The organism is Krasilnikoviella flava (genome assembly GCF_900167525.1).
GTDB classification, from domain to species: Bacteria; Actinomycetota; Actinomycetes; order Actinomycetales; family Cellulomonadaceae; genus Isoptericola; species Isoptericola flavus.
Window position 1 is genome coordinate 170,101 of sequence record NZ_FUZQ01000005.1, and the last position, 22,505, is coordinate 192,605.

At 75.5% G+C, this 22,505-nt stretch carries 20 protein-coding genes; 14 read left to right on the plus strand and 6 right to left on the minus strand.

Going from position 1 to position 22,505, the window contains the following annotated elements:
• Window positions 1–32: 32 nt before the first annotated feature.
• From B5Y66_RS14315 to lnt, 3 genes are all read left to right on the plus strand, one after another.
• Complete coding sequence (locus tag B5Y66_RS14315) at window positions 33–2,993, plus strand: DEAD/DEAH box helicase (RefSeq protein ID WP_079575179.1); 2,961 nt, start codon at window positions 33–35, stop codon at window positions 2,991–2,993.
• Window positions 2,994–3,102: 109 nt separating this feature from the next.
• Window positions 3,103–4,767 (plus strand): amidohydrolase, encoded by a 1,665-nt coding sequence (locus B5Y66_RS14320; RefSeq protein WP_079575500.1) that lies wholly within the window; start codon window positions 3,103–3,105, stop codon window positions 4,765–4,767.
• A gap of 89 nt (window positions 4,768–4,856) precedes the next feature.
• On the plus strand, window positions 4,857–6,716 hold the full coding sequence (lnt, locus tag B5Y66_RS14325; protein WP_245807127.1) for an apolipoprotein N-acyltransferase: 1,860 nt from the start codon (window positions 4,857–4,859) through the stop codon (window positions 6,714–6,716).
• A gap of 84 nt (window positions 6,717–6,800) precedes the next feature.
• Here the strand turns inward: lnt and B5Y66_RS14330 are convergent, their stop codons facing one another.
• Window positions 6,801–7,145 (minus strand): RNA polymerase-binding protein RbpA, encoded by a 345-nt coding sequence (locus tag B5Y66_RS14330; RefSeq protein WP_079575180.1) that lies wholly within the window; start codon window positions 7,143–7,145, stop codon window positions 6,801–6,803.
• A 362-nt stretch (window positions 7,146–7,507) separates the two neighbouring features.
• Between B5Y66_RS14330 and B5Y66_RS14335 the strand changes: the two genes are divergently transcribed.
• The 5 genes from B5Y66_RS14335 to B5Y66_RS14355 all read left to right on the plus strand — a co-directional run bounded on the left by B5Y66_RS14335 (window position 7,508) and on the right by B5Y66_RS14355 (window position 11,836).
• Window positions 7,508–8,713 carry an LLM class flavin-dependent oxidoreductase gene (locus B5Y66_RS14335; protein WP_079575181.1) on the plus strand — a complete coding sequence of 402 codons (1,206 nt, stop codon included), beginning with the start codon at window positions 7,508–7,510 and terminating at the stop codon, window positions 8,711–8,713.
• Window positions 8,710–9,381, plus strand: a complete 672-nt coding sequence (locus tag B5Y66_RS14340; RefSeq protein ID WP_079575182.1) for an FMN reductase — start codon at window positions 8,710–8,712, stop codon at window positions 9,379–9,381. Before B5Y66_RS14335 ends, B5Y66_RS14340 begins: the two co-directional genes overlap by 4 nt.
• Window positions 9,382–9,471: 90 nt before the next feature.
• Window positions 9,472–10,494 carry a UDP-glucose 4-epimerase GalE gene (galE, locus tag B5Y66_RS14345; protein ID WP_079575183.1) on the plus strand — a complete coding sequence of 341 codons (1,023 nt, stop codon included), beginning with the start codon at window positions 9,472–9,474 and terminating at the stop codon, window positions 10,492–10,494.
• A 37-nt stretch (window positions 10,495–10,531) separates the two neighbouring features.
• Window positions 10,532–10,834, plus strand: a complete 303-nt coding sequence (locus tag B5Y66_RS14350; protein WP_079575184.1) for a hypothetical protein — start codon at window positions 10,532–10,534, stop codon at window positions 10,832–10,834.
• 9 nt (window positions 10,835–10,843) lie between these two features.
• The gene (locus tag B5Y66_RS14355) at window positions 10,844–11,836 is read left to right on the plus strand and encodes a ribonuclease Z (protein ID WP_079575185.1); all 993 of its coding nucleotides are present in this window, start codon (window positions 10,844–10,846) and stop codon (window positions 11,834–11,836) included.
• Between the two features lie 19 nt (window positions 11,837–11,855).
• On the opposite strand, the gene ald is transcribed toward B5Y66_RS14355, so the two are convergent.
• Window positions 11,856–12,968, minus strand: a complete 1,113-nt coding sequence (gene ald, locus B5Y66_RS14360; RefSeq protein WP_079575186.1) for an alanine dehydrogenase — start codon at window positions 12,966–12,968, stop codon at window positions 11,856–11,858.
• A gap of 162 nt (window positions 12,969–13,130) precedes the next feature.
• On the opposite strand from ald, the gene B5Y66_RS14365 reads away from it, so the two are divergent.
• The gene (locus B5Y66_RS14365) at window positions 13,131–13,682 is read left to right on the plus strand and encodes an Lrp/AsnC family transcriptional regulator (protein ID WP_079575187.1); all 552 of its coding nucleotides are present in this window, start codon (window positions 13,131–13,133) and stop codon (window positions 13,680–13,682) included.
• 42 nt (window positions 13,683–13,724) lie between these two features.
• On the opposite strand, the gene B5Y66_RS14370 is transcribed toward B5Y66_RS14365, so the two are convergent.
• The 3 genes from B5Y66_RS14370 to B5Y66_RS14380 all read right to left on the minus strand — a co-directional run bounded on the left by B5Y66_RS14370 (window position 13,725) and on the right by B5Y66_RS14380 (window position 16,220).
• The gene (locus B5Y66_RS14370; protein WP_245807128.1) at window positions 13,725–14,600 is read right to left on the minus strand and encodes an alpha/beta fold hydrolase; all 876 of its coding nucleotides are present in this window, start codon (window positions 14,598–14,600) and stop codon (window positions 13,725–13,727) included.
• A 9-nt stretch (window positions 14,601–14,609) separates the two neighbouring features.
• Window positions 14,610–15,125: a GNAT family N-acetyltransferase gene (locus tag B5Y66_RS14375; protein ID WP_079575189.1), complete on the minus strand. Its 516-nt coding sequence runs from the start codon at window positions 15,123–15,125 to the stop codon at window positions 14,610–14,612.
• Between the two features lie 72 nt (window positions 15,126–15,197).
• On the minus strand, window positions 15,198–16,220 hold the full coding sequence (locus tag B5Y66_RS14380) for a helix-turn-helix domain-containing protein (protein ID WP_079575190.1): 1,023 nt from the start codon (window positions 16,218–16,220) through the stop codon (window positions 15,198–15,200).
• A 251-nt stretch (window positions 16,221–16,471) separates the two neighbouring features.
• Here B5Y66_RS14380 and B5Y66_RS14385 point away from each other — a divergent pair, with 251 nt between their 5' ends.
• Window positions 16,472–17,314: a sulfite exporter TauE/SafE family protein gene (locus tag B5Y66_RS14385; RefSeq protein WP_139820898.1), complete on the plus strand. Its 843-nt coding sequence runs from the start codon at window positions 16,472–16,474 to the stop codon at window positions 17,312–17,314.
• Window positions 17,315–17,358: 44 nt separating this feature from the next.
• On the opposite strand, the gene B5Y66_RS14390 is transcribed toward B5Y66_RS14385, so the two are convergent.
• The gene (locus B5Y66_RS14390) at window positions 17,359–18,195 is read right to left on the minus strand and encodes an alpha/beta fold hydrolase (RefSeq protein ID WP_079575191.1); all 837 of its coding nucleotides are present in this window, start codon (window positions 18,193–18,195) and stop codon (window positions 17,359–17,361) included.
• A gap of 265 nt (window positions 18,196–18,460) precedes the next feature.
• Here B5Y66_RS14390 and B5Y66_RS14395 point away from each other — a divergent pair, with 265 nt between their 5' ends.
• The 4 genes from B5Y66_RS14395 to B5Y66_RS14410 all read left to right on the plus strand — a co-directional run bounded on the left by B5Y66_RS14395 (window position 18,461) and on the right by B5Y66_RS14410 (window position 22,501).
• Complete coding sequence (locus tag B5Y66_RS14395) at window positions 18,461–19,204, plus strand: helix-turn-helix transcriptional regulator (protein ID WP_079575192.1); 744 nt, start codon at window positions 18,461–18,463, stop codon at window positions 19,202–19,204.
• Window positions 19,205–19,256: 52 nt separating this feature from the next.
• Entirely contained in the window at window positions 19,257–20,117 is an 861-nt protein-coding gene (locus tag B5Y66_RS14400; protein ID WP_245807129.1) for an alpha/beta fold hydrolase, read from the plus strand.
• Between the two features lies 1 nt (window position 20,118).
• Window positions 20,119–20,682, plus strand: a complete 564-nt coding sequence (locus B5Y66_RS14405) for a dihydrofolate reductase family protein (RefSeq protein WP_079575193.1) — start codon at window positions 20,119–20,121, stop codon at window positions 20,680–20,682.
• Between the two features lie 109 nt (window positions 20,683–20,791).
• On the plus strand, window positions 20,792–22,501 hold the full coding sequence (locus B5Y66_RS14410; protein WP_217700810.1) for a carboxylesterase/lipase family protein: 1,710 nt from the start codon (window positions 20,792–20,794) through the stop codon (window positions 22,499–22,501).
• Window positions 22,502–22,505 lie beyond the last annotated feature (4 nt).

The window sequence follows — 22,505 nt, forward strand, 5'->3', positions numbered from 1 at the left end:
CGGTCGTCGGGCCCGGCGCCTAGGCTGACGGCATGACCGCCGACCCCCGTCCCGACGCCGGCGTGCCCGCCGGAGCGGACGCACCCAGCCCCGCCGAGCGGTACGCCGCGGCGCGGGCGCGCAGCACCCGCGACCGCCTCGACGCCGAGGGCGAGCTGCGGCTCTTCCGCCAGGTCGTCGGGTTCGAGCTCGACCCGTTCCAGGTCGACGCGTGCGTCGCGCTCGAGGAGGGGCGCGGCGTGCTGGTGGCCGCGCCCACCGGGGCTGGCAAGACGGTCGTGGGGGAGTTCGCCGTCCACCTCGCGCTGGCCCGCGGGGGCAAGGCGTTCTACACGACGCCGATCAAGGCGCTGAGCAACCAGAAGTACACCGACCTGGTCGCGCGGCACGGGACGGCGAACGTCGGGCTGCTCACGGGGGACACGTCGATCAACGCGGGAGCGCCCGTGGTCGTGATGACCACCGAGGTGCTGCGCAACATGCTGTACGCCGGGTCGTCCGCGCTGGACGGGTTGGCGTACGTCGTCATGGACGAGGTGCACTACCTGGCCGACCGGTTCCGCGGCCCGGTGTGGGAGGAGGTCATCATCCACCTGCCCGACCACGTGCAGCTCGTGTCGCTGTCGGCGACGGTGTCGAACGCGGAGGAGTTCGGCGACTGGCTCGCCACCGTGCGCGGGGACACGGCCGTGGTGGTCAGCGAGCGCCGACCGGTGCCGCTGTGGCAGCACGTCGTCGTGTCGGCGCCGGAGCCGCGCGGGGTACCGCGCCTCATGGACCTGTACGCCGGGCACGTGGACCCGACAGACCCGGGCACGAACCCGCCGATCAACCCCGACCTGCAGGCGATGTTCCGCGCCGCGGCGCGGGCGGAGTCCCCGCACGGCCGGCACGGGCACCGCGGCAAGGGCGACCGCGGCTACCGGGGCCGCGGCGGGAACCGGCCGGGCGCGTCGGGTCCCGCGGGGCACCGCCGCACGCCCCCGAGGTTCGCCGTCGTCGACTCCCTCGACGCGGACGCGCTGCTGCCCGCGATCTTCTTCATCTTCTCCCGCGCCGGGTGCGACGGGGCCGTCCAGCAGTGCCTGCGCGCGGGGCTGCGGCTCACCGACGCCGCCCAGGAGGCCGAGATCCGCCGCATCGTGGAGGAGCGCACCGCGACGATCCCGACGGAGGACCTGGACGTCCTGGGGTACTGGGAGTGGGCGCAGGCGCTGTCACGGGGCGTGGCGGCGCACCACGCGGGGATGCTGCCGGTGTTCAAGGAGACCGTGGAGGAGCTGTTCTCCCGCGGCCTGGTCAAGGTGGTCTTCGCGACCGAGACGCTGGCCCTGGGGATCAACATGCCGGCCCGGTCGGTGGTGCTGGAGAAGCTGGTGAAGTGGGACGGCACCGCCCACCAGCCGGTGACGCCGGGGGAGTACACGCAGCTCACCGGGCGCGCGGGCCGGCGCGGCATCGACGTCGAGGGGCACGCCGTCGTGGTGGACCACGCGGGGCTGGACCCGGTAGCGCTGGCAGGCCTCGCGTCCAAGCGGCTGTACCCGCTGCGCTCCAGCTTCCGCCCCACGTACAACATGGCGGTCAACCTCGTGGGACAGGTGGGCCGCGAACGGGCGCGCGACGTGCTGGAGACGAGCTTCGCGCAGTTCCAGGCCGACCGCGGCGTGGTGGGCCTGGCGAAGCAGGCGCAGGCGCACGCGGAGGCCATGGAGGGCTACGCCGCGTCGATGTCCTGCGACCGGGGCGACTTCGCGGAGTACATGGGGCTGCGCCGGGCGATCTCGGAGCGGGAGAAGGAGCTGTCCCGGGCCGCGACGGGCGCGCGGCGTGCGGACGCCGTCGCGTCGTTCGAGAAGCTCCGGCGCGGGGACGTGATCGAGGTGCCGTCGGGGCGCCGTCGTGGGCACGTCGTCGTGCTGGACCCGGGGCGCGACGACCGCGGCTTCGACGGGCCGCGCCCCACCGTCCTCACGCAGGAGAAGCAGGTCAAGAAGCTCACGCTCGCGGACGCGCCCGACGGCGTGCAGGTGGTCGGGGTGGTGCGCATCCCCAAGTCGTTCAACCCGCGGCGCCCGGACCAGCGGCGCGACCTGGCGTCGAGCATGCGCAACGCGCTCGGCGCGTTCTCGGGCGACGGCGGCACCGGCCAGCACCCGGGGCGCCGCGGCGGGGGCGCGTCGTCCGGCGGTCGCGCGGGACGCCGCCCGGACGCGGCCTCGGACGCCGAGCTGCAGCGGCTGCGGGCCGCGCTGCGCGCGCACCCGTGCCACGGCTGCCCGGAGCGGGACGACCATGCCCGGTGGGCGGAGCGCTGGGAGCGGCTGCACCGGGAGCACGAGCAGCTGGTGCGGCGCGTCGAGGGACGCACGGGCTCGATCGCGCGCACCTTCGACCTCACGTGCGACGTCCTGACCCGGCTCGGCTACCTGGCGCGGAGCCGTGCGGAGCGGGGTGAGGACGGGGTGCCGGGGTCGCTGCGGGTCACCGACGACGGGCGCTGGCTGGGCCGGCTCTACGCGGAGGACGACCTGCTGCTCGCGGAGTGCCTGCGCCGCGGCACCTGGGACGAGCTGGACGCGGCGGGGCTGGCGGCCGCGGTGTCGACGGTCGTGTACTCGGGCCGCCGTGAGGAGGCGTCGGAGCCGTTCGTGCCGGGCGGCCCGCACGGGCGCCTGGCGCAGGTGCTGGACGCCACGACCCGCGTCTGGTCCGAGGTGACCCGGCTCGAGGCCGAGCACCACCTGGAGGCGACCGGTCCCCTGGACCTCGGCCTGGTGGCGCCCGTGCACCGGTGGGCGTCGGGCAAGACCCTGGACGGGGTGCTGCGCGGCACCGATGTGGCGGCGGGCGACTTCGTGCGCTGGTGCAAGCAGGTGCTCGACGTGCTCGACCAGCTGGCGAAGGCCGCGCCACGCCCCGCGCTGCGGGCCACCGCCCGCAAGGCGCAGACCGCGGTGCTGCGCGGCGTCGTCGCCTACTCCAGCGTGTGAGGCATCGGCGGGCGACGCCGCGGCCCGCGGGCCGGATGTGACGAACCCGTGAGGCCCGCGTGGGGGCGGGGTGGGCGACCGGGCGGGGTGGTGCCATAGAGTGCAGGCCGTGACGTCCACCCTGTACCGCAACGGAGTCGTCCACTCGCCCGCCGACCCGTTCGCCGAGGCCCTGCTCGTCGACGACGGCGTCGTGACCTGGGTCGGCGCGGAGGACACCGCCGCCGGCCTCGCGGCCCGTGCCGACCGGGTGATCGACCTCGACGGCGCGCTGGTGGCTCCGGGGTTCGTCGACGCGCACGTGCACCTGCTCGAGACCGGGCTCGCCGCCGAGTCGGTCGACCTCACCGCCGCCGGCGGGGTGACCTCGCTGGCGGCGGCGCTCGACGCGCTGGCCCGCGGCACCCGCGCGCTCGACGCAGCCGATCCCGGGGGCCAGGAGGTGCTGCTGGCGTTCGGGTGGGACGAGCAGGCCTGGCCGGAGCGGCGCGCCCCCACGGCGGACGAGCTCGACGCCGCCTGCGGCGGCCGCCTCGTGTACGCCGCGCGGGTCGACGGCCACTCGGCCGTCGTGTCCGGGGCGTTCGCGCGCGCCGCGGGGATCGACCGCACGCCCGGTTGGGAGCCGTCCGGCATGGTGACGTCCGACGCCCACCACGCCGCCGCGGACGCCGTGCGGCGGGTGTCGCCGGCCCGTCGCACGCGCGCCTACCGGCGCGCCCTCGCGGACGCCGCCGCCCGCGGCATCGTCGGCGTGCACGAGATGAGCGAGCCCAACATGGACACCCGCGACGGGCTGCGCGAGCTCGTCGAGCTCACCGCGGACCCGGCGGGCGCGCTGCCGCATGTCGTCGCGTACCGGGGCGAGCTGTGCGCGACGGCGGACGACGCGCGGCAGATGCTCGTCGAGCTGCCGTTCCTGACCGGCATCGCCGGCGACCTGTGCGCGGACGGCTCGATCGGCTCCCGCACGGCGGCGCTGCGCCACCCGTACAGCGACCTGATCGCCCGGCCGGGCGGGTCCGAGCCCACGGGCCGGCTCTTCCTCACGGGCGAGGACATCGCCGCGCACCTGGCCGCGTGCTCCGCTGCCGGGACGCAGGGCGGCTTCCACGTCATCGGGGACCGGGCCATGGACGAGGTGGTGCGCGGGCTGGAGCTCGCCGCCACCCAGTTCGGCCCGGGCGCGCTGCGTTCCGGTCACCACCGCATCGAGCACGCCCTGTTCGTGGACGCGGCCGCGCTGGCCGCGCTGCTGCTGTACGGGGTGGCGCTGTCGGTGCAGCCCGCGTTCGACGCCGCGTGGGGCGGCAGCCACGGCATGTACGCCGCCCGGCTGGGCGCGGGGCGCGCGTCGACGCTGTCGCCGTTCGCCGACCTGGCGGGCGCCGGGGTGCCGCTCGCGTTCGGCTCCGACACGCCCGTCACCCCGTTCGACCCGTGGCAGGCGGTGCGCGCCACCCTTACGCACGAGGACGCCATGCAGCGCATCTCCGCGCGGGCCGCGTTCCGCGCCCACACCCGCGGCGGGTGGCGGCTCGCCGGCCTCGACCACACCGGTGCGGGCGAGCTGCGCGTCGGCGCCCCCGCGCACCTGGCGGTGTGGCGCGCGGACACCTTGTCCGTCCAGGCGCCCGGGGACCGCCTGTCGGCGTGGAACCCCGAGGCGCGTGCCGGCCAGCCCCTGCTGCCCGACCTCTCCGCGGGCGAGCCCGAGCCCGTCTGCCTGCAGACCGTGCGCGACGGCGTCGTGCTGCACGACACCTTCGGCTGATCCGGCACCACCTCCGACCCTGGCCGTCGCACGCTCGACGGGCCCCGGGCGTCGAACCGGCGTGGCCTGAGGTCACGTACCCTGCGGGGGTGTCGCACGTGAGCTCGACCCCGATCGAGGAGCCCTCTGACAGCGGGTCCGACCCGGCACCGCAGCACGCCCCGGCCGAGCCGGCCGGCCGCGGCCCGGACGCCTCCCGGACCGCGACGGCCGAGCCTGCCGGGCAGGCAGCGCCGGCCGACCGGTGGGCGAGCCGCCCCGCGACCCTCCTGCTGGCCGTGGCGGCGGGTGCCGCGCTGTGGGCGTCGTTCCCCGACGTCGGGGCGTGGCCGCTCGCGTTCGTCGGGGTGGCGCTCCTGTTCACGGCCCTGCGCCGCGAGGGCCGCCGGGCCGCGGGCTGGAACTTCCTCGTGGGCCTCGTGGCCGGCCTGACGTTCTGGCTGCCGCACATCTGGTGGGCCAACTTCGCCACGGACACGGTGCCCTGGGTGGCACTGTCGGTGCTGGAGACGCTGTTCCTCGCCGCCTTCGGCGCACTGTGGACGTGGGCGCGGCGCTGGGCGTGGGTGCGCCGGCACGCGGTCGCGCAGGCCGCGGTGTTCGCGGTCGTCTTCGTCGCGGTCGAGCAGTGGCGCTCTGAGATCCCCTTCGGCGGTTTCCCGTGGGGCCGCCTCGCGTGGACCGTGGCAGGCGCCCCCACCGGGCGCGCCGCCTGGCTCGGCGGCACCACCCTCGTGTCGTTCCTGGTCGCGGCGGCGGGCGTGCTGCTCGCCCTCGCCGTCGGGCGCCTGGTGCGCACCCCGTGGCGCGACGCCGGCACCGACGCCGGACGGCGCGCCCGGGCGGCCGCGAGCGCCGGCGCGTTCGTCCTGGCGGCGGGCGCGTTGGTGACCGGTCCGCTGCTGCTGCCGCTGGCGCACGACCCCGGGACGCGCGAGGTGACCGACGCCGAGGACCCGGGGCACGTCGGCACCGTGGTCGACGCGGGCGCGGCGACGGCGCAGGCGGGGGTGCTGCGCGCCGGCGCGGTGCAGGGCAACGTGTCCGAGCCGGGGGAGGGGTCCTTCGCCAACCGGGCGGAGGTGCTGAACAACCACCTGGCCGGCACCTACGCCATCGCGGACGAGCAGGCCGCGGGCGCGTACGGCGACGACCCGGGCGACGCGGTCGACGTGGTGCTGTGGCCGGAGAACGGCTCGGACCTGGACCCGCAGACCACGCCGGAGGTCGGCGCGGCGATCGACGACGCGGCGACCACGGTGGGTGCGCCGATCCTGGTGGGCGCGCAGGAGTTCCCGGACTCGGGCGGGCGCTACAACGTGGCGCTGCTGTGGGAGCCGGGTGAGGGCGTCACCCAGCGGTACGCGAAGCAGCACCCGGCGCCGTTCGGGGAGTACATCCCGATCCGCGGGTTCGTGCGGCTGTTCAGCTCTCAGGTGGACCGGGTGACCACGGACATGATCCCCGGCACGGAGCCGGCGGTCGTCGACCTGCCGGTGGACGGCGCGGCGATCGGGCGGGGGACGGGGCCGGCGACGGTGCCGATGGCCACGGTGATCTGCTTCGAGGTGGCGTACGACGAGATCATCCGCGACGCGGTGCAGCGGGGCGCGCAGGTGCTGGTCGTGCCGACGAACAACGCGTCGTTCGGGTACACGGCGGAGTCGACGCAGCAGCTCGCGATGACGCGGGTGCAGGCGATCACGACGGGCCGGGCGGCGGTGCAGGTGTCCACCGTGGGGGTGAGCGGCGTCGTCGCGCCGGACGGGACCCTGGTGGCGCGCACGCAGCTGTTCACCCCGGACCACCTGGTGGCGGACCTGCCGCTGCGCACGGAGCTGACGCCGGCGGTGCGGGCGGGCTACTGGCCGGGCTGGGCCGTGGGCGCCGCGGCGGTCGTCCTCGTCGTCGGCGGCGTCGCGTCCGCGGTGCGGGCGCGGCGCGGCTGACGCGCGGACGGGCTGGCGACGAGGCGGCGGGACGACGAAAGGGCGGGCACCCGGTGGGGTGCCCGCCCTTCGTGTACGTCCGTGTCAGGCGCTGCGGCGCAGCTTGCCGGCGCGCAGCAGCTCGAGGCGCTCGTCGAGGAGCTCCTCCAGCTCGGCGACGGTGCGGCGCTCGAGCAGCATGTCCCAGTGGGTGCGCTGCGGCTTGCCGGGCTTGACCTCGGGGCGCTCGGCGTCGCGCAGGAGCGCCTCCTCGCCGCAGCGGCACTCCCACACCGGCGGCACCTCGGCCTCGGTGGAGAAGGGCAGGATGATGGTGTGACCGTTGGGGCAGTCGTAGTGCGCCTGGAACCGCGGGGCGAAGTCCACGCCCTCGTCGGACTCCATGCTCTTGCTGCCGATGCTCATGCCGCGCAGGGACCGGTCGGGCATGTCGTCCTCCTGGAGGTCGGTGGGAAGGGGCCTGAGGTTCCAACGCGGCCCTACCGGCGGATGTTCCGGCGGTCCGTGCAGGTTCCGTGAAGCACGGCCACACCGGGTGCCGGCGGTCAGCGGGTGACCGGGCAGGATGGCGGTGGACGTAGCGGTTGCCCCCTCAGGCTGGCCAGTCGGCGCGCCGTGCGCAACTCGAGACCGCCCTGCGGGCACCCTTTGTGCGCGACGTCACGCGCGCGGTGCCCCGGGCGGGAACAACGGGGCGGGTACCGCGGTTCACCGCCATGTACATGCAAACGCATGGACCAGGGTGCGTGTCAGGTCCACGCGCCAGAGTTCACCGAGCAGGGAGCGCAGCCGTGCAGTTCGGAATCTTCTCCGTCAGCGACGTCACCACCGACCCCACGACGGGCCACACCCCGGACGACACCGAGCGGGTGCGCGACATGCTCACCATCGCCCGGCACGCGGACGAGGCCGGCCTGGACGTCTTCGCCACGGGCGAGCACCACAACCCGCCGTTCGTCGCGTCCTCGCCCACCACGATGCTCGGCTACCTCGCCGGCGTCACGAAGCACATCACCCTGTCGACGGCGACCACGCTGATCACCACGAACGACCCGGTGCGCCTGGCCGAGGAGTACGCGATGCTCCAGGTGGTCTCCGACGGCCGCATGGACCTCATGATGGGCCGCGGCAACACCGGCCCCGTCTACCCGTGGTTCGGTCAGGACATCCGCCAGGGCATCCCGCTGGCGGTCGAGAACTACGCCCTGCTGCGCCGCCTGTGGACCGAGGACGTCGTGGACTGGGAGGGCAAGTTCCGCACCGCGCTGCAGGGCTTCACCTCGACCCCGCGTCCGCTGGACGGCGTGCCGCCGTTCGTGTGGCACGGCTCGATCCGCAGCCCGGAGATCGCCGAGCAGGCGGCCTTCTACGGCGACGGGTTCCTGCACAACAACATCTTCTGGCCCATGCACCACACCCGGCAGATGGTGCGGTTCTACCGCCAGCGCTTCGAGCACTACGGCCACGGCCGCGCCGACCAGGCGATCGTCGGGCTCGGCGGCCAGGTGTTCATGCGCAAGCGGTCGCAGGACGCGTGGAACGAGTTCCGCCCCTACTTCGACGAGGCGCCCGTGTACGGGCACGGCCCGTCGATGGAGGACTTCACCCGCGAGACGCCGCTGACCGTCGGGTCGCCGCAGCAGGTCATCGACCGGTACGCGTCGTTCGTCGACGAGGTCGGCTACTACCAGCGCCAGCTCTTCCTCGTGGACCACGCGGGCCTGCCCCTGAAGACGGTGCTCGAGCAGATCGACCTGCTCGGCGAGGAGGTCGTGCCCGAGCTGCGCAAGATCGTCGAGGCCAAGCGCCCCGCCGACGACGTCCCGCTGAACCCGCCCACGCACGCCGAGCGCGTCACCGCGGCCCGCGCCGCGGGGGAGGCCGGCGCCACCCATGTCGGCGACACTGCCGACCCGTACACCGGTACCGTTGCCGAGGGCACCCAGCCCTCCGCCACGAGCACCGCACGCACCACCCAGCAGGAGGCACGCGCATGACCACCCCGTTCACCCCCGCAGGGGCCGGCGGCGAGCGCACCCTCGCCGTCGTCTCGGCGGGGCTGTCGCAGCCGTCCTCGACGCGGCTGCTCGCCGACCGGCTCGCGGACGCCACCGTGCGCGAGCTCGAGGACGCCGGGTACACGGTGCGCGTGGAAACGATCGAGCTGCGCGACCTCGCCCACGCCGTCGTCGACGCGATGCTCACCCGGTTCCCGACCGGCGACCTGGCCCGCGCGCTGGAGACGGTGACGGGCGCGGACGGCCTCATCGCCGTCTCGCCCGTGTTCACCACCAGCTACTCGGGGCTGTTCAAGTCCTTCTGGGACGTCGTGGATCCCGACTCGCTCACCGGCATGCCCGTGCTGCTGGGCGCCACCGGCGGCACCGCACGCCACTCGCTGGCGCTCGAGTACGCGGTGCGCCCGCTGTTCACCTACCTGCGGGCCGACGTCGTGCCGACCAGCGTGTTCGCCGCCACGGACGACTGGGCCGCGAGCGCCGACCCTTCGACAGGCTCAGGGGGGCCGGACGTCGGCGGTCTGCCGAAGCGCATCTCCCGGGCAGGGCGCGAGCTCGCCGCCCGGATGTCGCACCGGGAGAACGAGGGCCCGGTCGACCCGTTCGCCGCGACGCCGAGCTTCACCGAGCTCCTCGGCGGCAGCTGACCGCGCCGCACGCCACCACCACGCGCAGGGGCCCGGCCCGGGGTGCGGGCGCCGTCCGAGGACGGCGCCCCGACGTCCTAGGCTGGGCCCATGCGCGTTCTCGTCTCCGGCGGCGCCGGGTACATCGGCTCCCACACGGTTCTGTCCCTCGTCGCCTCCGGGCACGACGTCGTCGTGGTGGACGACTTCTCCAACAGCAAGCCCACGGTGATGGGTCGCGTGGAGTCCCTGTCCGGCACGCATGTGCCGGTGCACGCGATCGACCTCACCGACGCGGAGAAGACCGAGCGCCTCTTCGCGCACGAGCGGTTCGACGCCGTGGTGCACTTCGCCGGCCTCAAGGCCGTCGGCGAGTCGGTGGCCAAGCCGCTGGCGTACTACCGCAACAACCTCGACTCCACGCTGTCCCTGCTGGAGGCGATGCGCCGCCACGACGTGCCGCGGCTGGTGTTCTCCTCCTCGGCCACCGTGTACGGCGAGAAGGCGCCGGTGCCCTACCGCGAGGACTACGACTTCCTGTCCTCCTCGTCGCCGTACGGGCAGACGAAGGTGATGATCGAGCGCATCATGGCGGACGCCGCGGCGGCGACCGACGGGCTCAAGGTGGCGCTGCTGCGCTACTTCAACCCCGTGGGCGCGCACCCGTCGGGGCAGATCGGGGAGGACCCGCAGGGCATCCCGAACAACCTCATGCCGTTCCTGGCGCAGGTCGCCGTGGGCAAGCGCGACAAGCTGGTCGTGTTCGGCGACGACTACCCGACCGCCGACGGCACGTGCGAGCGCGACTACCTGCACGTCGAGGACCTCGCGGCCGGGCACGTGGCCGCGCTGCAGCACCTGGACGCGATGGCCGAGCCGGTGCGCGCGTTCAACCTCGGCACCGGGACCGGCACCTCCGTGCTGCAGATGCTGCACGCGTTCGAGCGCGCCGTCGGGCGGGAGCTGCCGTACGAGGTCGGGCCGCGGCGCGCCGGTGACCTCGCCGCGTTCTGGGCGGACCCGACGCGGGCGCAGACCGAGCTCGGGTGGCGCGCGGAGAAGACGATCGACGACATGTGCGCCGACACCTGGCGCTGGCAGTCGGCCAACCCGCAGGGCTTCCCCGGCGCGTGACCTTGCGGGCCGGGGTGCGCCGGGCCACGATGACGGCATGCCCGACCGGACCCCCCAGCGGATGCCACACCGCGTCCGCGACGACGCGCGCGAGCGGCCCGACCTGCGCTGGGACCCCGGTGCCCGGTACCGCCCGTCCGTGCTCGCGGGCCTGCCGTCGCTGAAGCCCGCGCTGAAGCCGGCACCCGCCGCGCCCGTTCCGCAGGCCCACCGCCTCGCCGGACGGCTGCGCCGCGGGCCGGCCGCCCGCACCGCCGTCTTCGACCGGGACCTGTGGCGCCCCGTGCAGCACGTCACCACCGGTCTGGTGCGCGTCGTGGGGCGCGCCCTGGCGCGCTGAGCGGGCCGCGTGACCCGACGTGAGCTCGTCGTGCTCGGCACGGCCAGCATGGTGCCCACCCGCACGCGCAACCACAACGGGTACGTCCTGTTCTTCGACGACGCCGCGATCCTGTTCGACCCGGGAGAGGGCACGCAGCGGCAGATGGCGTTCGCGGGCGTCTCCGCCACCGACCTCACCCGCATCGCGATCACCCACCTGCACGGCGACCACTCCCTCGGACTGGCCGGCGTCGCCCAGCGGCTCTCGGGAGACCAGGTGCGCCACACCGTGCCGATCTCGTTCCCCGCGTCGGGCCAGGAGCAGGTGCGCCACCTGCTCGACGCGAGCGCCTACGACCACCACGAGCGGGTCGCCCTGCAGCCCGTCGCGTTCCCCGACGCGTCCGCGCGCGCCGAACGGGTGGTGACCCTGCCACGGGTGGATGGCGAGCGCGGCTCAGCCCCCGGCGCCCCCGTCCTGTCGGCCCGCCCGCTCGACCATCGCGTCGACACCGTCGGGTACCGCCTCCAGGAGCCGGACGGCGTCTCCCTGGACCCGGTGGCGCTCGCAGCCGCCGGGGTCCCGAACGGCCCCGCGGTGGGGCGGCTGCTGCGCGACGGAATCCTGGTGCTCGACGACGGCCGCACCGTGCACCGCGACGCGGTGTCGGTGCCACGGCCCGGGCAGTCCGCCGCGTTCGTCATGGACACCCGGCTGTGCGACGCCGTGCTCGAGCTCGCCGACGGCGTGGACCTGCTGGTCGTGGAGTCGACGTTCCTGCACCGGGACGCCGACCTCGCCGCCCGGTGGGCGCACCTGACCTGTCGGCAGGCTGCGATCGTCGCCGCCCGCGCGGGCGTGCGCCATCTCGTGCTCACGCACTTCTCCCAGCGCTACCGGGTGCCCGACGAGCTGCCGGACGCCTTCGAGCGCGAGGCGCGCGAGGTGTTCGACGGCGGCCTCACCGTGGCGGCCGACCTCGACCGGGTCCCGCTGCCGCCTCGCCGCCGGCCCGCGTGACCCGACGCGCCGCCCGGTCTCAGACGACGGCGGTGACGTCCACGTGCTCGAGGGAGTGCGCCTCGGCGACCCTGGCGTTGGTGACGCGACCCCCGTGCACGTTGAGGCCGTGCGCCAGCACCGGGTCGCGGCGCAGCGCCTCGCGCCAGCCGTGGTCCGCGAGCGCCACGACATAGGGCAGCGTCACGTTCGTCAGCGCGTAGGTCGACGTGCGGGGCACCGCGCCGGGCATGTTCGCCACGCAGTAGAAGACCGTGTCGTGCACGCGGAAGGTGGGGTCGGCGTGCGTGGTGGGGCGCGAGCCCTCGAAGCAGCCGCCCTGGTCGATCGCGATGTCCACGAGGACGGCGCCGGGCCGCATGCGGGCCACGACGTCGTTCGGCACCAGCACCGGGGCCTTGGCGCCGGGGACCAGGACGGCGCCGATCACGAGATCGGCCTCCAGCACGGCCTCAGTGAGCGTGAGCCGGTTCGACGCGAGGGTCTGCACCCTGCCGCCGAGCTCGCGGTCCGCGGCCTTCAGGACGTCCGCGCTCGTGTCCAGGAGGGTGACGCGGGCGCCGAGCCCGACGGCGATGCGCGCGGCGTTCATCCCCGAGACCCCGGCGCCGATGATCACCACGTGCCCCGCGGGCACCCCGGGCACCCCGGCGAGCAGGACGCCGCGCCCGCCCGCGGCGCGCAGCAGGGTGGCCGCGCCCACCTGCGGGGCGAGCCGGCCCGCGACCTCCGACATGGGAGCCAGCAGGGGCAGCCGCCCGTCGAGGCTCTGCACCGTCTCGTACGCGACGGCGGTGACGTCGCGGGCCAGCAGCTCCTCGGTGAGGGCCTTGTCGGCCGCGAGGTGGAGGTAGGTGAACAGCACCAGCCCGGGCCGCAGGCGGTGGTACTCCTGCGCCACGGGCTCCTTGACCTTGAGCACCGTCTCGGCGCCGGCCCACACCTCGTCGGCGTCGGCGACGACGTCCGCCCCGGCGGCGCGGTACTCCTCGTCGGTGATCGCGGAGCCGAGCCCCGCCCCGGCCTGCACGGCGACCTCGTGCCCGCGGGAGACCAGCTCGTGCACACCGGCCGGGGTGATCGCCACCCGGTACTCGTGGTTCTTGACTTCCTTCGGGACGCCGATGCGCATGGTGAGTCCGCCTTCGTGGCTCGTGCCCGTCGCCCGCGGCTCGTGGCCGGGGGCGGGTTCGGGGTGCGTGGCGCGGGGCGCGTGACCCCGCTCACGTCCCAGTCTGGCGGCGAGATTCTGTCCCGCGCCACAAATCCGCACATCCTTCGGTAGATTGCGAGGATGTCGACACGAGGCCCGGCTCAGCCCGCATCGCGCCAGCCACGACCGAAGGATGTTCGACCGGACCCGTCGTGGGGCCTGGAGCGGCGCGGCCCCGCGCCCGCCCGGCTGGACGACGTCGACCAGCGGCTCCTCACGGCGCTCGCGGAGGACGCCCGCATCCCCAACAACGCGCTCGCCGCGCGGGCGGGCATCGCCCCGTCCACCTGCCTGACCCGGGTGCGCCAGCTGCGGGAGCGGGGCGTGATCCGCGGCTTCCACGCGGACGTCGACCCGGCGCTCGCCGGGCACCCGCTGCAGGCGATGATCGCGGTGCAGATGCGCGGCGTCGCTCGCACCCGCCTCAGCGGCTACCTGCAGCGGCTCGCCGAGCTGCCGGGGGTGCTGAACGTCTTCCTGCTGGGCGGCGCGCACGACTTCTTCATCCACGTGGCCGCGGCCGACTCCGACGCGCTGAACGACTTCGTGATCGAGCACCTGTCGACGGACCCGGACGTGGCGCTGACCGAGACCAACCTCATCTTCCAGCACGCGCGGGCGGGCTGGTACTGACCCGGGGGAGCGCCGTCAGCCCGCCTCGCCGACGGTGCGTCGTCAGCGCCGGTCGGTCAGCCAGCGCTGCAGCTCGACGGCGAGGGCGACCGGCGCGTCGAGCTGCACCAGGTGCCCGGCGCCAGGCAGCAGCCGCACGTCGGCATCCGGGAGCGCGTCGGCCAGCCGCTGCGCCCGGTCCGCGGGGATCCACGTGTCCTGCTCGCCCCACAGCACCCGGGTGGGCACGTCCAGGCCGCCCAGCAGGGGCTCCAGCTGCGCGGTGTACCGCTCGTCGGCCTGGGCGATCTGCCGGTAGAACGCCGCCTGACCCGCCTCGCCCGTCCAGGGCGCGACGAGCGCGGCCAGGTCCTCGTCGCGCAGCGGCCGGTGCGCCGCGGTGCGCACGTACGCCTCGAGCGCACCCCGGTGCACCGTGGCGGGGGTGCTCATGAAGACGGCGGCGTGCTCGCGCACGAGCGCGAAGTACGGCGAGCCCCACGGGCGCAGCGCCACCACGTCGACCAGGCACAGCGACGCGTACCGGGCGCCGTGCAGCAGGGCGGCGCGCAGGGCGACCGCGCCGCCGTAGTCGTGCGCGACGACGTGGGGCAGCGGCGCCGGGCCGTCGTCGGGACCGCCCGACCAGGCGGGGCGCCAGTGCTCCAGCAGGTCGGCGAACAGCTCGCCCTGCACCCCGAGGTCGACGTCGTGCCCGGCGTCCTTCGACGACGCCCCGTAGCCCGGCATGTCCCACAGGTGCACGGTGAACTCGGCCGCCAGGGCGCGGGCGTACGGCTCCCACAGCCACGACGACCACGGCGTGCCGTGGCAGAACACCAGCGGCGGACCGGAGCCGAACGCCGTCCACGCGACCTCACGTCCCCGCCAGGCGAACCGTCGGTCGAGGAGCATTCCCGGAGTGCTGGTCTGACCCATCCAGCGAGGCTAGGCGGCGGGCCCGACACCCGCGTGCGTGAGGTCGAGGGTGCGGAACACGCTGCACGGGTCGGCGGCGTAGTCGCCGAACGGCCCGCAGGGCACGAACCCGTGCCGGGCGTACAGGCGGCGAGCCGGCGCGAAGAACTCCTGCGGGCCCGTCTCCAGGCTGACCGACGCGTACCCGCGCTCGCGGGCCAGACCCACCAGGCGGTCCAGCACGGCCGCGGCCACCCCGCGCCCGCGGGCCGGGCGGGCCGTGCGCATCGACTTCACCTCGCCCGCCCGCACGGTGCCCGCGGCGTCCCCGGTCGACGGCGGCAGCTCGCTCAGCGCGCCGCAGCCCAGCAGCCTGCCGTCGTCGCCGCGCGCCGTCAGGAACGTCACCGTCGGCGCCAGCAGCGCCGTCAGGTCGAGGGCGTGCACCGACTCCGCGGGGGACGTGGCGTACATGTCGGCGAGGTGCTCGTCCAGCAGCGCGCGCACCTCCGCGGCGGCCGGGGACTCGGGGGCGACGATGATCACGCGGGCATCCTCGCGCGCCGATGTGACGCGCACGTAACGCACACCCCGGGGGCGACGGCCGGCTCGGACGGCTCAGCCGACGCGGCCCGCGAGCAGCGCGTCCCCCAGCCGGGTGCGGGTGTGCAGCACCCGGTTACCCTGCCGCTCGGAGGACACCAGGCCCGCCTCCCGCAGCACCGTCGCGTGCCGGCTCGCGGTCGCCGGCGTGAGGTCCAGCACCCGCGCCAGCTCCGTCGTCGTGCGGCTCACCTCCAGCACCTCCAGCACCCGCGCCCGCGTCGGGCCGATCAGGTGCGCCACCTGCGCCTGGTGGTCCGCGGCGTCACCGCCGCGCGCCACCCAGCCGAGCGCCGGGTCCACCGGGTACACCAGCACCGGGTCCAGGGCGTCGTCCTCGAGCACCACCGGCGCCAGCACGCAGAACACCGACGGGACCACGGTCAGCGGCCGCCCGTGCAGCGCCAGCGTCCGCGTCACCGGGTACCAGCCGGTCCACCCCCGGCCGTCGCGCCGCAGCAACGGGTCGAAGCTGCCCATCAGCCCCTGGATCCCGCCCCGGCGCAGCGCGGCCCCCCGCGCCTCCTGATCGGCCGCGAGCGCCGCCCGGGTCACCGGCACGTACGGCGCCACCGCGACGTCGTGATAGCGGCGTAACGCGCCCGCCAGCCACCGCATCGCCTCCGCCTCGCCGCTCGCGATGCGCCGCACCCACGGCGGCGCGCCCGACGGGAACGTCATGGCCAGCTCGCGCGCCAGCCGCCGCCGGGGAGTGCTCGCCACCCGGTCGGCCGCCGCCTCGATCCCCGCGTCCCCGTCAGAACCGCCCCCGACGCCCGACCCGGCCTCCGGCGTCGGGGTGAGGAAGTCCGGGAAGTACGACGCGAACGGGGCCAGCCCCGCCAACGCCGCCACGGTCGTCGTCAGGCCCGCCTCGACGAACCGTGCCCGCACCTGGCGCCGCCACGGGTCGAACGCGAGCGCCGCCTGCCGGTTCTGCAGCAGATGCAGGCTCAGCACCGTGTCCCACATGGGGTCCGGACGGCCGGGCGCACGCAACCGCGTCAGGTCCTCCGCCGACAGGTCGATCGTGAGCACGCGCCACCACCCTGGTGTCCGACGACCCACGCTAGTCGTCCCCAGCACCCGGCACCCGAGTTTGCGTCCTCGTCGAATGTTGACCCGCGCGGTGTCGTCGCGCCCGTCCCGCCCCTCTGCCTGTCCTGTACGGCGGCGGCGGCCCCACGGTCGCCCGGGCACCACCGGTCGGCACGGCCCTGCACTCCTGGGCACATTCCTGCACACCCTGCACGACCGAGCCCGCGCCGCCCCGCACCCGAGGAGCAGCCATGGGCCTGCACGTCGACCCCGCCGCCGTCTGCCTGCTGGTCGCCGTCGCGTTCGCCGCCGGGTGGCTCGACGCCGTCGTCGGAGGCGGGGGACTGGTCCAGGTGCCCGCCCTCATGCTGGTCCTGCCGGGCGCGCCGGTGGCCACCGTGCTCGGCACCAACAAGCTCGTCGCGATCACCGGCACCTCTGGCGCCGCCGTCACCTACGTCAGCCGCGTCGGCCTCGACCGCCGGAGGGCGCTCGCGGCCGCCGCCCTCGGCCTGCCCACAGCCCTGGTGGGCGCCGTCACGGCGTCCCACCTACCGCGGGACGTCATCACCCTCGTCGTGGCCGCCACCCTCGTGGGCGTCGGTGTGTGGGCCGTCGTCGCCCGGCCGGGGCGCGCGTCCGCCGGCACCGCTGCGGCGGAGGGCCCGCCGGGCACGGGGTGCGTGCCGCCCGCCCCGCCCGCGGCCGACGGCGTCCCCGCCAGGCGGCCCGCCCTCGTCCTCGCCGCCGGGGCGTCCGTCGTCGGCTTCTACAGCGGCGTCGTGGGCTCCGGCACCGGCGTCCTGCTCGTGGCCCTGTTCGTCTCCGCCCTCGGCACCGACTTCCTGCGCGGGTCCGCCATGGCCAAGGTCGTCAGCATCGGCAGCGACCTCGGCGCCCTCGCCCTGTTCGGCGCGCTCGGGCACGTCCTGTGGCTGCTCGGGGCGGGCATGGCGGTCGCCAACGTCGCCGGCGGCATCGTCGGCGCCCGCACCGCCCTCGCCCGCGGCGCCGGCTTCGTCCGCGCCGTCCTGCTGCTCGTCGTCGTCGCGCTCGTGACCAAGATCGTCTGCGACCAGTGGCTCGCCGCCTGACCCGCGCCGCCTGCCCGTGCTGCGCGGCCGTGCCACCTGGACCGTCAGGGGGCGTGCACCGTCGGGTCGTCGCGCAGCACGTCCAGCAGCAGCGCCCGCATCGCGTCCGGCCGCTCCAGCACCGGGAGGTGCCCCGCCCAGTCCAGCACCGACAGCTCCGCCCCCGGCACCGACGCGGCCACGTGCCGGGCGCACGCGCGCAGCTGGTCCATGTCGTGCGCCCCCTCGACGACGACCGTCGGCACGTGCACCGCCCCCAGGTCGATCTCGACCGGCCGGGGGCCCGGCTCCGGCAGCCCCGCGGCGCTCGCGGCCGCGTCGGCCGCGAGCTGCACCTCGAACGCCCGCCGCTGCATGACGGTGAGCGCCTGGCGTGCGGCGTCGTCCGCGTCCGGGCCGAGCCAGGTCGTCACGTTGAGCCGCACGGCCCCCTCGACGTCGCCGGCCCCCAGCAGACGTGCTTCCTCCTCGTCGAACGCGTCGGACGCCGCCGTGTCGGGCACGCCGGGCGCGGCGGGGCACAGCAGCACGAGCTCGCGCACGCGCCCCGGGTGGGCGGTGGCCAGCTCGAGCGCGACCTTGCCCCCGAACGACGCGCCGACGACGACGGCGTCGGCCACGCCCAGCTCGTCCAGCAGGTCGGCGAGGTCGCCCGCGTTGGTGTACTCCGTGCCGTCCACGAGCAGCGGGGAGTCGCCGTAGCCGCGCAGGTCCGGGCGGATCACGCGGAACGCGTGCGCCAGCGCGGGCGCGACGGCGTCCCACATGCGGTGGTCGGCCACCCCGGCGTGCAGCAGCAGGACGGCAGGTGCGCCGGCGTCACCGGCGACGTCGTGGGCGAGGGCCGGGAGCGGGCGGAGATCGTCCCGGGAGGCCGTCATGCCTGGCCCCCCGCGCGTGCCTCGCAGGGCGCGAGCCTGCACCGGAGGTCCTGCGGCCCGTGGTGCGGGCCTTGAATGGCCGGGGCATACCCGACGGTGGCGTTCACCGGACCATTCTTGCAGGTGGCCGCCCCGGAGCGCCTCCGGCCCGCGCGCGGACCGAGGGCTCGACGAGCACAGACGTCCCGCACCGGGGTCCGGCGCCGCGGGAGGCACGCGATCCCGCGCGTGGCTACATTGGGGTCGAGCTCGCCGAAGGAGCAGCATGCCGGTCGAGAGCGTTCACCGCCCATCGGACTCGCGCTACGTCTCGCGGGTCTGGCGCGGCCGCGCGTCGGGCGCCGAGACCATGACGTCGGTCGCGACGTCGCAGTGGGAGCTGGTCTTCTGGCGGGACGGCCGCACGACGCACGCCGCGGTCCGCGGACCCGAGACGGCGGCGACGACGGCGCGGATCGCGGGCGAGTCGGACTCGTTCGGCATCACCTTCGCGCACGGCACGACGATGCCGCACCTGCCGGCGTCCGCCCTGGTCGACAGCGAGCTGGAGAGCCCGTGCGTCACGGCCCGCCGCTTCCTCCTGCGGGGCGAGGAGTGGCCGATCCCGCGGGTCGAGGACGCCGAGCTGCTCGTCGACCGGTTGGTCCGGGCCGGCGTGCTCGTGCGGGACCCGCTCGTCGACGAGGTGGTGTGGGGCGGGGCCGCCCGGGTGGGGTCGCGGTCGGTCCAGCGCCGCGTCGCCACGGCGACCGGGCTCACGCAGGGTGCGATCCGGCAGATCGACCGGGCCCGCACGGCCGCTGTGCTGCTCCGGGAGGGTGCCGCGCCGCTCGACGTCGTGCACGGGCTCGGATACTTCGACCAGCCGCACCTCGCCCGAGCCCTGCGCCGCTTCATCGGGCGCACCGCGACGCAGCTCCTGCCGTCCCGCGCGGCGGCGTCGGGCACCGGCAGCATGCCCGACGCCATGTCGCTCCTGTACAAGCCGGAACACCCCTCGTCTTCCTAGCGTGGACGCGTCGCGGTTCCCGCCGCGAGCGACCGACCAGGGAGGCAGCGCCGTGTCCACCAGCATGACCACCAGCACCGTCAGGTCCGCCGACGGCACCACGATCGCCTGCACGACGTGGGGCTCCGGCGACCCGATCGTCATCGTCGACGGCGCGACCGCCCATCGCGCCACCACCCCCGAGAACGCCGCGACGGCCGAGCTGCTGGCCGACGAGTTCCTCGTGATCAACTACGACCGCCGCGGGCGCGGGCAGAGCGGGGACACCCCGCCCTTCGCCGTCGAGCGGGAGCTCGACGACCTCGCGGCCGTCATCGACCAGGCCGCCGGCGGCAGCCCGGCGACCACGGTGTTCGCCTGGTCCTCCGGCGGCAACCTCGCGCTCAACGCCGCCCAGGCGGGCGTCCCGGTGGCGCGCCTCGCCCTGTTCGAGCCCAACGCCGTGGTCGACGACGGGCGGCCCCCGCTGCCCGTGGACTACGTCGAGCGGCTGGACGACGCCGTCACCTCCGGGCGGCCCGGGGACGCCGTCGCGCTGTTCCTGACCGCGGCCGTGGGCCTGCCGCAGGAGGCGGTCGCCGGGCTGCGGCAGGACGCCGCGACGTGGTCCGCGCTCGAGGCGGTGGCGCCCACCATCGCCTACGACGGCCGCCACGTCGGCGACGCGATGTCGGGCCGGCCGCTGCGCCCGGGCCTCTGGGACCGGGTCGACGTCCCCGTGCTGGTCATGCACGGCACCGGCACCTGGCCGTTCCTCTCCTCCGCGGCCCGCGCGATCAGCGCACACCTGCCCACCGCGACCCTGCGCCCCGTGCCGGGCGAGGACCACACGACCACGCCCGAGGTGCTCGCCGCCGAGCTGCGCGCCTTCGCCTCCCACCGACACGACCAGGCCCGACCCGAGGAGAGCTGACATGGGAACGATCGTGGTCACCGAGTTCATCTCGCTGGACGGCGTCGTCGAGGCGCCGGGCGGTGAGGACTTCCGCTACCCGGACTGGAGCTTCGAGGTCGACCGCGGCCCCGAGGGCGAACGCTTCAAGGAGACCGAGGCGCTGGGGGCCGCCGCCCTCCTGCTGGGCCGCCGCACCTACGAGGGGTTCGCCGAGGCCTGGCCGCAATACGAGGGCGAGCTCGCCGACAAGTACAACGGCATGCCGAAGTACGTCGTCTCGAGCACCCTCGGCGACCCGCGGTGGTCCGGGACGACCGTCCTGGCGGGTGACCTCGTCGACGCCGTCACCCGGCTCCGGCGGGACGTCGACGGTGAGATCTCCGTGCCCGGCAGCATCCGCCTCGTGCAGGGGCTGCTGGCACACGACCTCGTCGACGAGATCCACCTCATGACCTTCCCGGTCGTCCTCGGGCACGGCCGCACCCTGTGGCCGCCGACCCCGGACAAGACCGCGTGGCGCCTCGTCGACGCCACGACCTACGGGGACGGCGTGCTGGTCACCGTCCACCGGCGGGCGCGCTGACGGGCCACGCCGCGCGGGGCCGAGCAGGCACGCGCGACGTCCCGCCGAGCACGTGCGCGCTCGTCCGTCGCTCGCCGACCGAGGAAACGACACGCCACCGAGGAACGACATGAGCGATCCCATGAACGACACCAGCACCCGACCGCTCCGGCGACGGACCGTCGCCGCCCTCGTCGCCGCCCTCGCCCTGCTCCTGTCCTGGGCGCCCGGGGCGACAGCCCGCCACGCGCCCGAGCCGGCGCCGGCGCGACCTCCGGGGACCACCGTCGTGCGGGTCGACTCCGGGTGGCTGCGCGGGCACGCCGACGGGGACCACGTCGCCTACTCGGGCGTGCCCTACGCGGCACCGCCCGTCGGCGAGCGCCGATGGCGTCCGCCGGCACCCCCACGGGACTGGGCCGGCACGCGGGACGCGACCGCCCCGAGCCCGCTGTGTCCCCAGGGACGGTCGAACGACCTCCGAGGGCAGGAGGACTGCCTGGTGCTCGACGTCACCGCTCCCGCCCACGCCCGTCGGGGCGACCGCCTGCCCGTGCTCGTGTGGCTGCACGGCGGGGGCCTGGACTCCGGCGGCGCCGTGCGCTTCGACGGGGCGCGGCTCGCGACCGAGGGAGGGCTGGTCGTCGTGACCGTGAACTACCGGCTCGGTGCGCTCGGGTTCCTGTCGACGTCGGAGCTGGGCCCCCACCGTGGTAACTACGGCCTCATGGACCAGGCCGCCGCGCTGCGGTGGGTGCAGCGCAACGCCGCCGCCTTCGGCGGCGACCCTGGCAGCATCACCCTCGCCGGGCAGTCGGGCGGCGCACGGTCCGTCTGCGCGCAGCTCGCCGCCCCGACGTCCCGGACGCTCTTCGACCGCGCGATCGTGCAGAGCGGCGCCTGCGCGAACCCCGTCCCGGACCGCGCCCGGGCGCAGGCGTTCGGCGACCGTGCCGTCGAGCACCTCGGCTGCACCGACGCCGACGACGTCGCTGCCTGCCTGCGCCGCAGCGACCTGCCCTCCCTCGTCGGCACCCTCGACGGCGTCGGCTACGGGCTCACCGAACACTCCGGCGACCGCCCGTGGAACCCCGTCGCGGGGACGCCGTTCCTCCCGCAGCAGCCCATCGACGCCATCCGCCGTGGCGCCGCCGCACGGGTCCCGCTCCTCATCGGCGCCACGCGCGACGAGATGCGCGGATTCGTCCACCGCGCGCAGCCCGCCCTCACCGCCGAGGGCTACCGCTCCCTCCTCGCGGAGACCTTCGGCGCCGACACCCCGGCCGTCCTGGACGCCTACCCCCTCACCGACCACGACAGCCCGACGCTGGCGCTCGCGGCCGTCCTGGGCGACCGGGGCGCACAGATCGGGGCGTGCCCGGTGCTGCGCACCGCCCGGGCCGCCGCGCCCCATCAGCCCGTCCACGTGTACGAGTTCGCCGAGGACGCGGGCCCCGACCCCGACGACGGGTTCCCCCGGGGGGCCTATCACGGCCTCGAGCTGCCGTACCTGTGGACCCTCGTCGGGGACGACCAGTACCCGCCGCTCGGCCCCGCGCAGCGAAGGCTGTCCGCGACGATGATCGACTACTGGGCGGCGTTCGCGCGCACCGGCGACGTCAACGGACCCGGCCGGCCGCACTGGGCCCGGTTCGGGCCCGGGCAGACCGTCGTCGGGCTCTCGACCCAGGGGATCCGCCCGACCCCGTTCGCGGCCGACCACCGGTGCGACCTCTGGACTGACGTGCACCGACCTGGACCGACCTGGACCGACATCGGCCGTCCCGGCGACCCGCCGCGCCGGCCGTCGGGCGCGGACGTCGCCCGTGGGCTTGACTGAGGAC

Coding starts and splice junctions, on each gene's coding strand:
- B5Y66_RS14315 (WP_079575179.1), top strand. CDS start 33: ATGACCGCCGACCCCCGTCCCGACGCCGGCGTGCCCGCCGGAGCGGAC.
- B5Y66_RS14330 (WP_079575180.1), bottom strand. CDS start 7,145: ATGCCCGACCGGTCCCTGCGCGGCATGAGCATCGGCAGCAAGAGCATG.
- B5Y66_RS14340 (WP_079575182.1), top strand. CDS start 8,710: ATGACCACCCCGTTCACCCCCGCAGGGGCCGGCGGCGAGCGCACCCTC.
- galE (WP_079575183.1), top strand. CDS start 9,472: ATGCGCGTTCTCGTCTCCGGCGGCGCCGGGTACATCGGCTCCCACACG.
- B5Y66_RS14350 (WP_079575184.1), top strand. CDS start 10,532: ATGCCCGACCGGACCCCCCAGCGGATGCCACACCGCGTCCGCGACGAC.
- ald (WP_079575186.1), bottom strand. CDS start 12,968: ATGCGCATCGGCGTCCCGAAGGAAGTCAAGAACCACGAGTACCGGGTG.
- B5Y66_RS14365 (WP_079575187.1), top strand. CDS start 13,131: ATGTCGACACGAGGCCCGGCTCAGCCCGCATCGCGCCAGCCACGACCG.
- B5Y66_RS14370 (WP_245807128.1), bottom strand. CDS start 14,600: ATGGGTCAGACCAGCACTCCGGGAATGCTCCTCGACCGACGGTTCGCC.
- B5Y66_RS14385 (WP_139820898.1), top strand. CDS start 16,472: ATGGGCCTGCACGTCGACCCCGCCGCCGTCTGCCTGCTGGTCGCCGTC.
- B5Y66_RS14390 (WP_079575191.1), bottom strand. CDS start 18,195: ATGACGGCCTCCCGGGACGATCTCCGCCCGCTCCCGGCCCTCGCCCAC.
- B5Y66_RS14395 (WP_079575192.1), top strand. CDS start 18,461: ATGCCGGTCGAGAGCGTTCACCGCCCATCGGACTCGCGCTACGTCTCG.
- B5Y66_RS14405 (WP_079575193.1), top strand. CDS start 20,119: ATGGGAACGATCGTGGTCACCGAGTTCATCTCGCTGGACGGCGTCGTC.
- B5Y66_RS14410 (WP_217700810.1), top strand. CDS start 20,792: ATGAGCGATCCCATGAACGACACCAGCACCCGACCGCTCCGGCGACGG.